The sequence below is a fragment of the Streptomyces cathayae genome (assembly GCF_029760955.1).
GTDB lineage: Bacteria > Actinomycetota > Actinomycetes > Streptomycetales > Streptomycetaceae > Streptomyces > Streptomyces cathayae.
In genome coordinates this window covers 1,984,671-1,997,353 of sequence record NZ_CP121682.1, presented here as the reverse complement: position 1 = coordinate 1,997,353, position 12,683 = coordinate 1,984,671, and the positions used below count along the sequence as shown (strand labels likewise).

Here is a 12,683-nt window from a genome sequence, read left to right as displayed (position 1 = left end):
CCCACCCCCCTCGGGTGCCGGGCATCGGCTCGGCACCCGAGGGCTCGTGTTTTCGGACAGGGTCGCCCGAAAGGAGTGTACGTTCGTACGCTCCGCGGATAAGGTCGGGCGCATGACCACTGACGTACTGCGCCGGCCCGCACTGGCCGAGCGGCAGGCTCGCGCGGCCGTTGCCGTCCTCTTCTTCACCAACGGGGCCCTGTTCGCGAACCTTCTGCCCCGCTATCCGCAGATCAAGGCGGATCTCGGCATCGGCAACGCCGCCTACGGGCTGGCCGTCGCGGCGTTCCCGACGGGGGCCATCGTCGCCGGTATGGCGGCGGGGGTCCTCATCCGCCGCCTGGGGTCGGCGCGGGTGGCGGTGGTGAGCACCCTGCTGACCGGGGCGGGGATCCTCGTCGCGGGCATGGCGCACTCGGTGGTGCTGTTCGCGGGAGCGCTGTTCCTGGCCGGAGCGATGGACGCGATCACCGATGTCGCGCAGAACGCCCACGGCCTGCGGGTGCAGCGCCGTTACGGGCGTTCCATCATCAACTCCTTCCACGCCATCTGGTCCATCGGCGCCGTCACCGGCGGCTCCATGGCCGCCGCCGCCATAGCGCTCGGTCTCTCGCGCGGGGCGCACCTGGCGATCTCGGGGGTGCTCTTCGGTCTCGCCGCCTGTGTCGCCCTGCGGTTCGCCCTGCCCGGGCCCGACACCGAGCCGGTCGAGGACGCGGACGAGAAGGGTGCCGGGAGCGGGGCGCCGCGGCGAAACGGGCGTCCGGCCGTGGCCGCACGCGTCCGCTACGTGATGATCGCGCTCGTCCTGATCGCGACGGCCGGCACGCTCGTCGAGGACGCGGGCAACTCCTGGGCCGCGCTCTACCTCTCCGACTCGCTGAACGCCTCGGCGGCGCTGGCGGCAACCGGCTTCATCGCCCTGGTGGGCGCCCAGTTCGTCGGCCGGATCCTCGGCGACCGGCTCGTCGACCGGTTCGGCCAGCGCGCGGTGGCCCGCGCCGGCGGCCTGATCGCCGCGGTCGGCATGGGGCTGGCGCTGGCCGTGCCCACGGTGCCCGGAACGATCCTCGGCTTCGCCGCGGCCGGGTTCGGCGTGGCGACGCTGGTGCCCGCGGCCATGCTCGAGGCCGACGAACTGCCCGGCCTCAAGCCCGGATCGGGGCTCACGATCGTCTCCTGGCTGATGCGGCTGGGCTTCCTGCTCTCCCCGCCGGTCGTCGGGCTCGTCGCCGACGAGGCCGGCCTTCGGCTGGGGCTGATGGTGGTGCCCCTCGCGGGTGTGCTCGTGGTGGTGTGCGCGGGGGTGCTGCGGACCGTCAGCGTCAAGCGGTAGTCCCCGGCGCGGGGAGTGTACGTTCGTACGCTCTGGGTGTACGGTCGTTCCCATGGCGACGGACCACTTCGCGCAGGACCCCCGTACCCACCTGGAACGGATGCAGGCGGGCGACCTCTACATCGCCGACGATCCCGAGATCGCCCGCCGGCAGCAGCAGGCGGTACGCCTGGCCGCCCGCTACCAGGCGGCCTACACCGAGGACGCCGAGGCGGCGGGAGCGATCCTCGCCGAACTGCTCGGCGCGGTGGGCGAACAGGCGCATGTGCGTCCACCCCTGTACGTCGACTACGGCAGCAACATCACCATCGGGGCGCGCACCTTCGTCAACTACAACCTGACCGCGCTGGACGTCGCCGCCATCGTCATCGGCGAGGACTGCCAGATCGGCCCCGGCGTCCAGCTCCTCACCCCCACGCACCCCCTGGAACCGCAGCCCCGGCGCGACAAGCTGGAGGCCGCGCAGCCGATCACCATCGGCGACAACGTCTGGATCGGCGGGGGAGCGATCGTCCTGCCCGGCGTGAGCATCGGGGACAACTCCGTGATCGGGGCCGGTTCGGTCGTCACCAAGGACGTGCCGCCGAACGTGGTCGCCGTCGGCAGCCCCGCCCGTCCGGTCCGGACCCTCTGAGGCGCGACGCCCATGGCCACCGGACACACCGACCCGCAGCGGCGCGCGCGCATCATCGCCGCCGCCCTCGACCTCATCGCCGAGGAGGGGCTCGCGGCGGTCTCCCACCGCAAGATCGCCAAACGGGCCGGGGTGCCGCTGGGGTCGATGACGTACCACTTCAGCGGGATCGACGAGTTGCTGCGGGAGGCGTTCAGCGAATTCACCGGCCACATAGTCGCCGTGTTCGACACCTACCTCGCGGCGCCGGCCGGCCGGGAGGAGGCCCGTACGGCCGTGGCCGACCTCGTCCACGCCCTGTCCGAGGGCAGCTCGCGCGACCTGGTGCTGACCCAGGAGCTGTACTCGCTCGCCGCCCGCCGGCCTGCCTACCGGGAGCTCACCCATGAGTGGATGCGCCGCAGCCGCAGCCACCTCGAGAAGCACTTCGACCCGGACACCGCCCGCCAGCTCGACGCCCTCATCGAAGGATTGACGCTCCATCGCGCCTTGTCGCGGGAGCCGCACGAGCGGTCCCTGACCCTCGAGGCGATCGCCCGCATCACCACGACGGACCGCCGGGAGCCTTGATCGGCGCCACGCCCGGCCGGTCCCCCCAGCCGCCCGTGCGGCACAGTCCTGACCACTGTGCCGCACGGGCCCGACCGGGCCGGCTCACGGTGCTGGAGGCTTCGGCGGTGTCGGCGGCGTCGGCGGCGTCAGGATCGCCGTGAACCGGTAGCGCGAGCCGCGGTACACCGCGCGCACCCACTCCACCGGTGTCCCCCGCTCGTCCCGGGAGTGGCGGGACAGCAGCAGCATCGGCAGGCCCACGTCGGTGTGGAGCAGACCGGCCTCCCGCGGTGTGGCGGGCGAGGTCTCGATGGTCTCGTCGGCCTCCGCCAGGCGCACCCCGTACACCTCGGCGAGCGTCGTGTAGAGCGAGGTGCGGCGGGCCAGGTTCCGGCGCAGGCCGGGGAAGCGGCGTGCGGACAGATGGGTCGCCTCGATCGCCATGGGCTCGCCCCCGGCCAGCCGCAGCCGCTCCACGCGCAGGACGCGCTCACCCCGTTCCACCTCGAGCAGGGCCGCCAGCTCCTCGTCGGCCGCGATGTGGTCGATGTTCAGGACCCGGGAGGCGGCGGTGAGCCCCTGGTTGCGCATGTCCTCGGTGTACGAGGTCAGTTGGAGCGTCCGGTAGATCTTCGGACGGGCGACGAAGGTGCCCTTGCCCTGGATGCGGACCAGCCGCCCCTCGCTCACCAGCTCCTGCAGCGCCTTGCGCACGGTGGTGCGGGAGGTGCGGAACTCGAGGGCGAGGAAGCGCTCGGGCGGCATCGGCGACCCCGGCGCGCGCGCCTCGGTCATCCGCAGTAACCGCTGCTTGACGCGGTAGTACTTCGGTACGCGGTCGGTGCGGTCCGGTGTTCCCGGGACGGCCTGGGCGCTGCTGAGGTCGGTGTTCATGACCTGCCTTCCGGCTGCGGTGTCCGGCGCGCGGGCGGCAGGCGCCGACCGCGGTGCACGTCGGCGGACGGCCGGGTTCGGCGCCGCACACTCGGCGGTCCCGTTATAACCGCACGCCCTTCTTTGGTCTAGTCCAAGCTTCGACACGTCCCTGTTTGAGGGGAGTTCGGGAGGACTCGCAGGTCCGCGCGGGGGTGCCGGAAGCGGTCCGGGGGATTGACGGCGCGACCCTTGACAGGGCCATAGGTCTAGGCCAAGCTCCCCCCTGCTGGTCTAAACCATTTAGAGGAAGCCGGGTCCCAGCCCGCCGAGTGTCGCGCCGTTGCGAGGGTCACCGCCGAAGGCGTGGGTGTGGAAGGCGTTCCTGAGGAGGGGTGGCGCGTGAAGCGCAAGCTGATAGCCGCGATCGGGGTCGCGGGCATGTTGTTCTCCGTCGCCGCGTGCGGGGGAGACGACGGTGACGGCAAGAGCACCGGGGCCAACGGGTACGAGGGCCAGACGCTCACTGTGTGGGTGATGGACGGCTCCTCGCCGGACGACTGGCAGAAGGACCTGGCCACGGAGTTCGAGGCGAAGACCAAGGCGAAGGTCACGTTCGAGGTCCAGCAGTGGAACGGCATCCAGCAGAAGCTGACCACCGCCCTGTCCGAGGAGAACCCGCCCGACGTCTTCGAGATCGGCAACACCCAGACCCCGGCCTACGCCAAGACCGGCGGCCTCGCCGACCTCACCGACCTCAAGTCCGAGATCGGCGCCGACTGGACCGAGACCCTCAACGAGTCGTCCGTCTACGAAGGCAAGCAGTACGCGGCACCGTGGTACTTCGCCAACCGCGTCGTCCTCTACAACAAGAAGGTCTGGGCGGACGCGGGGCTGAAGGACACCCCCAAGACCCGTGACGAGTTCTACGACGCGCTCAAGAAGATCGGCGACAAGACCGACGCGGAGCCGATCTACCTGCCGGGCCAGAACTGGTACCACTTCGTCGGGCTCGTCATCGGCGAGGGCGGCGAACTGGTCAAGAAGGACGGCGACAAGCACGTCTCCAACCTCGACGATCCGAAGGTCGTCGCCGCCATGGAGACCTACAAGAAGTTCCAGTCGCTGTCCAAGGCGCCCAAGGACAAGGACGAGGCCACCCCGCAGCAGGGCCAGGTCTTCGCCAAGGGCAACGTAGGCGCCTTCATCGGCATGGGCTGGGAAGCCGGCATCGCCATCGAGGCCAACCCGAAGATCGAGAAGGAGATCGGCTACTTCACCATCCCCGGTGCCGCGGCCGACAAGCCCGAGGGCGTCTTCCTCGGCGGCTCCAACCTCGCCGTCGCCGCGGGCAGCAAGAAGCAGGAGCTCGCCCAGGAGTTCCTGAAGCTCACTCTGTCCGACACGTTCGAGGGCGCCCTGGCCAAGGCCAACGGCGTCATCCCCAACAAGGAGTCGCTGCAGGGCAACCTCGAGGGCAACGCCCCCGCCGAGGCCGCCGCACCCGCCGCCGCCGTCGGCGGAACCACCCCGCTGATCCCGGAGTGGGCCGCGGTGGAGAACGCGCCCAACCCGATCAAGACGTACATGACCGCCGTGCTGAACGGCAAGTCACCGGCCGAGGCGGCCAAGCAGGTCGAGGGCGAGTTCAACAAGCGCCTGGCGCAGCAGCAGTAGAAGCGCACGCGCTCCGACCGGTGCGGGGGCCGGCCACTCGACGGCCCCCGCACCGCGTTCGGGTACGTCGAGAAGAGAGATCGCGAGCATGACCGTGCAGACCGAACGGCCGCCCTCCGGCCCGGCGGACGTCCGCAGGGCGGACACCGGGGCGGCACCCGGCAGGCCCCCATCGCGAGCCGGCGCGCTCGCCCCGTACCTGTTGCTGCTGCCCGCCTGCGCGGCCACCGTGCTGCTGCTCGGCTGGCCGCTGCTCAAGGACGTGCTGCTGTCGTTCCAGAACCTCAACATGGGGCAGCTGATCCAGCGGGTCACCGAGTGGAACGGCGTCGACAACTACCAGGAGACCCTCACCAGTGGGGACTTCTGGCGGGTCACCCTCCGCTCGATCCTGTTCACGGCGGTCAACGTCGTCCTGATCATGGTCCTGGGCGCGCTGGTCGGCCTGCTGCTCGCCCGCCTCGGCAAGCGGATGCGGTTCACCCTGCTGCTCGGCCTGGTCCTGGCCTGGGCCATGCCCATCGTGGTGGCCACCACCGTCTACCAGTGGCTGTTCGCCCAGCGCTTCGGTGTCGTCAACTGGGTCCTGGACAAGCTCGGCTGGCACTCCATGGCCGACTACAGCTGGACCAGCAGCCAGATGTCGACCTTCTTCGTGGTCACCGTGCTGATCGTGTGGATGTCCGTCCCGTTCGTCGCGATCAACCTGTACGCGGCGACGACCACCATCCCCGGCGAGCTCTACGAGGCCGCGTCCCTCGACGGCGCCGGCGCCTGGCGGAGCTTCACCGCGGTCACCATGCCGTTCCTGCGGCCGTTCCTCTACGCGACGACCTTCCTGGAGATCATCTGGGTCTTCAAGGCGTTCGTCCAGGTCTATCTCTTCAACAGCGGCGGCCCCGACCGGCTCACCGAGATCCTGCCCGTCTACGCCTACGTCGAGGGCATGGGCAACCAGCACTACGGCATGGGTGCGGCGATCGCGGTCCTGACCATCCTGATCCTGCTCGGCCTGACCGCCTCCTACCTCAGGATCGTGCTCAAGCAGGAGAACGAAGAGGAGGCCGGGCTGTGAAACGCTCGCTCTTTGCCCGGGTCTGGCCCAACGCCACCGCCGTCGTCCTGTTCATCGGCTGCGTCTTCCCCGTGTACTGGATGTTCGCCACGGCCTTCAAGCCGACCGGCGACATCCTCTCGGAGGACCCGGTCTGGTTCCCGACCGACGTCACCTTCGAGCACTTCAGGACCGCGGCCGGCGTCGACCACTTCTGGACGTACGTCCGCAACTCGCTGACCGTCACCGTCCTGGCCGTCGTCTTCTCGCTGATCATCGCGCTGGCCGGCTCCTTCGCCCTGGCGCGGATGCGGTTCAAGGGGCGGCGCGGCTTCGTCATCGGTTTCATGATGGCGCAGATGGCGCCCTGGGAAGTCATGATCATCGCGATCTACATGATCGTGCGGGACGCGTCGATGCTGAACAGCCTCGTGCCGCTGACGCTCTTCTACACGATGATGATCCTGCCCTTCACCATCCTGACGCTGCGCGGCTTCGTCGCCGCCGTGCCCAAGGAGCTGGAGGAGTCGGCGATGGTCGACGGCTGCACCCGCGTCCAGGCGTTCCGCCGGGTCATCCTGCCGCTGCTCGCCCCGGGCCTGATGGCCACCTCGCTGTTCGGCTTCATCACCGCCTGGAACGAGTTCGCGCTGGTCCTGGTGCTCAACAAGGACACCGAGGCACAGACCCTGCCGCTGTGGCTGTCCAGCTTCCAGACCCAGTTCGGCGACGACTGGGGCGCGACCATGGCCGCCTCGTCACTCTTCGCCGTCCCGATCCTGATCCTCTTCGTCTACCTGCAGCGCAAGGCCGTCAGCGGCCTCACCGCGGGCGCCGTGAAGGGATAACGCCCCCGATGACGACATTCACCACCGGTACCGACACCCTCACCCGGGACGCCCTGGCCGTCCTGCAACCGGGCTTCACCGGCACCACCGCGCCCGACTGGGTGCTGCGCCGCCTCGGCGAGGGCCTCACCTCCGTGGGCCTCTTCGGGCGCAACGTCGCCACCGCCGAGCAGGTCGCCGCCCTCACCGCCCAGTTGCGGGCCGAGCGGGACGACCTGCTGGTGGCCATCGACGAGGAGAGCGGTGACGTCACCCGGCTGGAGGTCCGCACCGGCTCCTCCTTCCCCGGCAACCACGCCCTCGGTGCCGTCGACGACACCGCTCTCACCCGGGGCGTCGCCCGGGAGCTGGGCCGCCGGCTCGCCGAGTGCGGGGTCACCTTCGACTGGGCGCCCTCGGCCGACGTCAACGCCAACCCCGACAACCCGGTCATCGGCGTGCGTTCCTTCGGCCGGGACACCGACCTGGTGGCCCGGCACACCGCGGCCTGGGTCGAGGGCCTGCAGTCCACCGGCGTCGCCGCCTGCACCAAGCACTTCCCCGGCCACGGCGACACCAGCGTCGACTCCCACCACGCCGTCCCGCACATCGACCTCGACACGACGACCCTGTACGAACGCGAACTCCAGCCGTTCCGGGCGGCGATCGCGGCCGGCACCCGGGCCATCATGAGCGCCCACATCAAGGTCCCCGTCCTCGACCCGGACCGCCCCGCCACCCTCTCCCGCCGCATCCTCACCGACCTGCTGCGCGGCGAACTCGGCTACCAGGGGCTGATCGTCACCGACGGCATGGAGATGCGCGCCATCTCCGGCACCTACGGCCTCGAACACGGAGCCGTCCTGGCCGTCGCCGCCGGTGCCGACGCCATCTGCGTGGGCGGCGGACTGTGCGACGAGGACACGGTGCAGAGCCTCCAGGACGCGCTAGTCGCCGCGGTCCGCTCCGGCGAACTCCCCGAGGAACGGCTCGCCGACGCCGCCGCCCGGGTACGTGCCCTGGCCGACTGGACCGCCCGGGCGCGGCGGTCCCCGGCCCCGGGCGCCCCCGAACCGGAGATCGGCCTCACGGCGGCCCGTCGCGCGGTGACCGTCACCCGCACCGGACCCCCGGCACCGGTCACCGCACCGGTGTACGTGGCCACCTTCAGCCCCGAGGCCAACATCGCCGTCGGCGACGAGACGCCCTGGGGCGTCGGCGCGGAACTGGAGCGGCTGCTGCCCGGCACCACCACCGGCCACTTCACCGACACCGACACCGACGCCGGTGCGCGGGTGCTCGAGGCCGCGGCCGGCCGGCGGGTGGTCGCCGTGGTCCGCGACGAGCACCGGCACCCGTGGATGCGCACCGCCCTGGACACCCTGCTCGCCGCCGCGCCGGACACCGTCGTCGTGGAGATGGGCGTCCCGCAGTCCGCGCCGCGCGGCACCCCGCACATCGCCACGCACGGCGCGGCCCGCGTCTGCGGTGTGGCGGCGGCCGAGGCGATCGTCGCGGGCTGACGCACAGAGGCGGTCCGGACCCCGGGGCCCGGACCGCCTCTTCGCGTGCCTGCCGGTCCGTCACGTGGTCATGTCGTCAGGGATGGAGCTTCTCCCCCTCGGCGAGCATGGCGACGAACTTCTCGATACGGGCCGCCCTGGTCTGCGGGCGCTTGGCGTCCTGGACGCGGTGGAGGATCGCGTACCGGTTGCGGCTGTCGAGGGCGCCGAAGAAGTCACGGGCCGCCGGGACCGCTTCCAGCGCGGCTCGCAGGTCGTCGGGGACGGTCGCGGTGCTCTGGCTCGCGTACGCCGCCTCCCAGCGGCCGTCGGCCCTGGCCCGCTCCACCTCGCGCAGCCCGGGCTCCCGCATCCGGCCCGCCTCGATGAGCGCGGCGGCCTTCTGCCGGTTGATCAGCGACCACTTGCTGCGCGGCCGCCGGGGAGTGAACCGCTGGAGCCAGTGCGTGTCGTCCAGCTTCTTCTTGTGCCCGTCGATCCAGCCGTAGCACAGTGCCGACTCCAGGGCGGCGGCGTAGTCGGGGCCGGGCAGCCCGGAGTCCTTCCTCGGGATCCGCAGCCAGACCCCGGTCAGTTCCCCGTGGTGTTCCTCCAGCCACTTCTCCCACTCGCCCTGTGTCCCGACGACGAGGACCGGATCCCCCGTGCGCGCTTCATCAGCCATGGCACACAGGGAACCCGGTCCGCGTCCACGGGGTCAACGACACGGACCCCGCCGGTGTGGCGGCCGGCTACGCCGGAGCGGTGGTCGGGGCCTGGGGCCGGTCCGCCGGGTCCTGCCCGGCTGTGTGGTCAGCGTGTTCCGTGTCCAGGACGCGGGGGGCGCGGATGCCGGCCATGCCGGTCACGGTCACGACCGCGGCCACCGCGGCGGCGACCCCGCACACGGTGTAGGCGAGGCTGAAGCCGCTGCCCAGCGCGTCGAGGGCGATGCCCTGCGCGGCCGCTCCGGGGGCGTCCGGCGGCAGGCTGTTGACGGCGATCGGTCCGGCGGCCCGGCCGATCTCCGTGGCGGCGCCCAGCTGGTCGGGCGGCAGGTCCGCGCCGGCCAGCTTCGCGGCGAAGGTCTCGCCCGCGTGGCTGAGGGCGACCGCGCCGACGACCACCGGGCCCAGGGCGAAGCCGAGGTCGCGCAGCATGTTGGTGGTGGCGCTCGCCATGCCGGCCAGCCGGCCCGGCACGCTGTTCAGCGCGACGGCCGTGATCGAGCTGACGGCCAGCGCGAAGCCGATGCCGATGAGCAGGGTGGGCACGACGAACGGGGTCAGGCTCCGGTCGGTGACGTCCAGCCGGGCGCACAGGAACGACCCGACGGCCATCAGGCCGAAGCCGGAGGTCAGCAGCCAGTTCGGGGAGACCCGGTGGAGCAGCCGGGAGACGACCGGGATCAGGACGAACGCCGGTCCCTGGAGCAGCAGGAAGGGGAGGGCGACGCGCAGCGGGTCCTGGTGCTGCACGGGGCCGAGCCACATGCTCGTCGCGAAGCACGCGCCGAGGAAGGCGATCATGCCGATGACCGCCACGACCGAGCCCACCGCGAAGGCGCGGTCCTTGAGCAGGGAGAGGTTGAGGATCGGGGACTCGGCGCGGCGCTCGATCAGCAGGAAGGCGGTCAGGAAGCCCGCGCCGACGGCGAACGCGCCCACGATGTCCGGCGCGCCCCAGCCCTTCGCGGGTCCCTCCACGGCCGCGTACAGCACCAGGATGAGACCGATCGCGAAGGTGATCTGGCCCGGGACGTCGAGCCGGCGTCCCTCGGCGGCCTTCGACTCGGTGGCCAGGGCCAGCGAGAGCACCATGCTGACGAAGGCCAGCGCGACGAGGACCAGGAACGAGCCCCGCCACGACCCGACCTTGGCGAACGCCCCGCCGATCAGGGGGGAGAGCGCCGCACCGGCCGACAGGAAGCCGCTCCACAGCGCGATGGCGCGGGCCCGCGCCATCGCGCTGCGGGCGACGTCCGCGATCATGGTGAGCGATCCGGGGAACATGGCGCCGGCGCCGAGACCGTTGAGCGCGGCGCCGACCCACAGCCACTGCACGGTGGGCGAGACGGCCGAGACGATGCTTCCGGCGACGATGAGCGCCGCGCCCGAGGCGATGAGCCGACGGCGTCCGAACAGGTCGCCGAGGACACCGAAGGTGAACTCGAAGACGACCACGGCGATCATGAAGGACGCCGTGATCCAGGTCAGCTGGGATCCGTGCGTGCCGAGGTCCTGCTGGAAGAGTCCGTTGAGCGAGGCCGGCAGGGCGTTGGCCAGCTGGGCCACGAACACCGCGGCGCTCGCGGCAGCGAGTGTGCCCGCGTAGCCCGGCCTTCGGGCAGCCCCCGCGGAAGGGCCGGGGGACGTCGTCGTCCCGTTGTTGAGCGTCACTGCAGTTCTCCCTGACTGGGATGGTGAGACGGCCCGGTTCTTCGTGGCCGGTTCCGATGGGTGTGACGGGGTGGACGCGACCCGTCGGACCACGTGGTGACGTGGCGTGGAATGGGGGGAGGGACGCAGGCCGGGCTTCGGGAAGGTGGCGAACGAAGCGCGGTGACGGCGAGAATGACACTCGCTTTACGTAACGTCAAGGAAATGTATGGCGCGTATGAGAAGTGATCATGAAGTAAGGGTGACGCTGTCGAACGGGAGGTCGGCGATAGGATGAGCGTCATGACCGCCTCCACGGCCGTACCGTCCCCCGAGCCGTCCGACGCCAGGAAGCGGGGGCGCTGAGATGGCCGGGCTGCGCGCGGCGCAGAAGCAGATGACCCGCAAGCTCCTGCTGGACTCGGCACTGGAGCTGTTCCGCACCAAGGGCTACGCCGCCACCACGGTGGACGACATCGCGGCCGCGGCGGGCACCACCCGGGTGACGTTCTACGCGTACTTCCCGTCCCGCAGCGACCTGATGCGGGCACTCATCGGCGAGCTGAACGAGAAGCTCGAACGCACCGACTCACCCGTCCACGGCTCGACCGCCCGGCGCCTGGTCGAGGTCGTCCACGACGGCAGCCGCGAGGCGATCACCGAGTGGCTGTACGGCATCTCCGGCCGCTGGGAGGCGATCCGCCCCTACACCGTGGCCGCCTTCGAGGCGGCGGCGATCGATCCGGAGCTGCGCGGCCTGGTGAACGCGTGGCTGGAGGAGGCCGTCAGCGACATCGAGGAGGGCCTCGACCAGGCCGACCGCTTCCCTCCCGGGAGCCGCCACCTGCGCGGTGTGCTCGCGATGGCCCAGCTCGACCACGTGGCCCGCACCTGGACCCCCGGCCGCTGGGGCGCCGACCGCGCGTCCGTGGTCGACGTCCTGGCCGAAAGCTGGACCGGCCTGCTGAGCACCGGCGCCCCGGACGTACCGGAGGCACGGCGCGGCTGACCGCGGGGCGCGGAAAGGGGCGGCCGGACTCTCAGGCCGTCCCGGCCAGGTCCGCGCTCAGGGCCCGGGCCGCCGCCTGCAGGGTGCTGACCAGGAACTGCAGGTCGAGCGGGTCGTAGCGGGTGCCCGGCAGGGAGATCGACAGGCCTGCCTGGACCGTTCCCTCGGCGTCACGGACCGGGACCCCGACGGCCACCAGGCCCCGCTCGGAGCGGTTCCGGTTCACGGCGAAGCCACTGCGGGCGATGCCCTTCAGCTCCGCGGACAGCGCGCCGAGGTCCGGGCGCTCCTGGGGCCGGTCGCGGTAGTGCTCGCTCGCGTACACCTCCGCCAGCTCCTCCTCGCTCAGTTCCGCGAGCAGCAGCAGGCCGCCCGTCGTCCGGTGGGCCGGGAAGACCATCCCCTCCCGGGACCCCACCCGCAGCGCCCGGTCGCACTCCACGCTGGCGATGAACCGGGCCGTGTCCCCCGTGCGGATGGTGAGGTTCGTGGTCTCGTTCAGCCGGTCCACCACCCGGTGCAGGTGGGGCAGGGCCGCCGTCCGCAGCCGGGACACCAGGGAACGCGAGTGCGTCGCCAGCTCCAGCACCGGGCCCACGCGGTAGACCCGGTTCTCGTCCCGGACCGCGAAGTCCCGGTAGACCAGCATGGCCAGCAGCCGGTGCGCGGTCGACCGGGCCACCCCGAGCCGCTCGGCGACCTGCGTGACGGTCAGTGAGCCCTCCAGCTGGAGCATCGTCGCGGCCCGCAGCGCGTGGTCGACGCTGGCGATGGCGTACGGCGGCGGTGTCTTGAGCGGCTTGTCCACGGTGAACCTCCCGGTACTGCCCGTTCCGGATCT

12 protein-coding genes are annotated in these 12,683 nt (G+C 71.4%); 8 read left to right on the top strand and 4 right to left on the bottom strand.

What is annotated here, in order from left to right; translation table 11 throughout:
- Nucleotides 1-112 precede the first annotated feature (112 nt).
- From PYS65_RS09050 to PYS65_RS09040, 3 genes are read left to right on the top strand one after another with little or no spacing between them, the layout of a single operon-like run.
- Nucleotides 113-1,336 (top strand): MFS transporter, encoded by a 1,224-nt coding sequence (locus tag PYS65_RS09050; protein ID WP_279333332.1) that lies wholly within the window; start codon nucleotides 113-115, stop codon nucleotides 1,334-1,336.
- A 52-nt stretch (nucleotides 1,337-1,388) separates the two neighbouring features.
- Nucleotides 1,389-1,970: a sugar O-acetyltransferase gene (locus tag PYS65_RS09045; RefSeq protein WP_279333331.1), complete on the top strand. Its 582-nt coding sequence runs from the start codon at nucleotides 1,389-1,391 to the stop codon at nucleotides 1,968-1,970.
- A 12-nt stretch (nucleotides 1,971-1,982) separates the two neighbouring features.
- Nucleotides 1,983-2,540: a TetR/AcrR family transcriptional regulator gene (locus PYS65_RS09040; protein WP_279333330.1), complete on the top strand. Its 558-nt coding sequence runs from the start codon at nucleotides 1,983-1,985 to the stop codon at nucleotides 2,538-2,540.
- Nucleotides 2,541-2,624: 84 nt separating this feature from the next.
- Here the strand turns inward: PYS65_RS09040 and PYS65_RS09035 are convergent, their stop codons facing one another.
- The gene (locus tag PYS65_RS09035; RefSeq protein ID WP_279333328.1) at nucleotides 2,625-3,416 is read right to left on the bottom strand and encodes a GntR family transcriptional regulator; all 792 of its coding nucleotides are present in this window, start codon (nucleotides 3,414-3,416) and stop codon (nucleotides 2,625-2,627) included.
- Between the two features lie 381 nt (nucleotides 3,417-3,797).
- Here PYS65_RS09035 and PYS65_RS09030 point away from each other — a divergent pair, with 381 nt between their 5' ends.
- The 4 genes from PYS65_RS09030 (at nucleotide 3,798) to PYS65_RS09015 (ending at nucleotide 8,476) form a co-directional block, all read left to right on the top strand.
- On the top strand, nucleotides 3,798-5,072 hold the full coding sequence (locus PYS65_RS09030) for an extracellular solute-binding protein (RefSeq protein WP_279333327.1): 1,275 nt from the start codon (nucleotides 3,798-3,800) through the stop codon (nucleotides 5,070-5,072).
- A gap of 88 nt (nucleotides 5,073-5,160) precedes the next feature.
- Nucleotides 5,161-6,147, top strand: a complete 987-nt coding sequence (locus PYS65_RS09025; protein ID WP_279333326.1) for a carbohydrate ABC transporter permease — start codon at nucleotides 5,161-5,163, stop codon at nucleotides 6,145-6,147.
- The gene (locus PYS65_RS09020) at nucleotides 6,144-6,974 is read left to right on the top strand and encodes a carbohydrate ABC transporter permease (protein ID WP_279333325.1); all 831 of its coding nucleotides are present in this window, start codon (nucleotides 6,144-6,146) and stop codon (nucleotides 6,972-6,974) included. Before PYS65_RS09025 ends, PYS65_RS09020 begins: the two co-directional genes overlap by 4 nt.
- 8 nt (nucleotides 6,975-6,982) lie before the next feature.
- A complete protein-coding gene (locus PYS65_RS09015) occupies nucleotides 6,983-8,476 on the top strand; it encodes a glycoside hydrolase family 3 protein (RefSeq protein WP_279333323.1) in 1,494 nt (497 codons plus the stop codon).
- 76 nt (nucleotides 8,477-8,552) lie between these two features.
- On the opposite strand, the gene PYS65_RS09010 is transcribed toward PYS65_RS09015, so the two are convergent.
- Together PYS65_RS09010 and PYS65_RS09005 are read right to left on the bottom strand one after the other, a co-directional pair.
- Nucleotides 8,553-9,140 (bottom strand): YdeI/OmpD-associated family protein, encoded by a 588-nt coding sequence (locus PYS65_RS09010; protein WP_279333321.1) that lies wholly within the window; start codon nucleotides 9,138-9,140, stop codon nucleotides 8,553-8,555.
- Nucleotides 9,141-9,207: 67 nt separating this feature from the next.
- Nucleotides 9,208-10,854, bottom strand: coding sequence for an MFS transporter (locus PYS65_RS09005; RefSeq protein WP_279333319.1), 1,647 nt, complete (start codon nucleotides 10,852-10,854; stop codon nucleotides 9,208-9,210).
- Nucleotides 10,855-11,200: 346 nt separating this feature from the next.
- On the opposite strand from PYS65_RS09005, the gene PYS65_RS09000 reads away from it, so the two are divergent.
- Complete coding sequence (locus PYS65_RS09000; RefSeq protein WP_279333317.1) at nucleotides 11,201-11,842, top strand: TetR/AcrR family transcriptional regulator; 642 nt, start codon at nucleotides 11,201-11,203, stop codon at nucleotides 11,840-11,842.
- A gap of 31 nt (nucleotides 11,843-11,873) precedes the next feature.
- On the opposite strand, the gene PYS65_RS08995 is transcribed toward PYS65_RS09000, so the two are convergent.
- Entirely contained in the window at nucleotides 11,874-12,650 is a 777-nt protein-coding gene (locus PYS65_RS08995; RefSeq protein ID WP_279333315.1) for an IclR family transcriptional regulator, read from the bottom strand.
- Nucleotides 12,651-12,683: the final 33 nt, after the last annotated feature.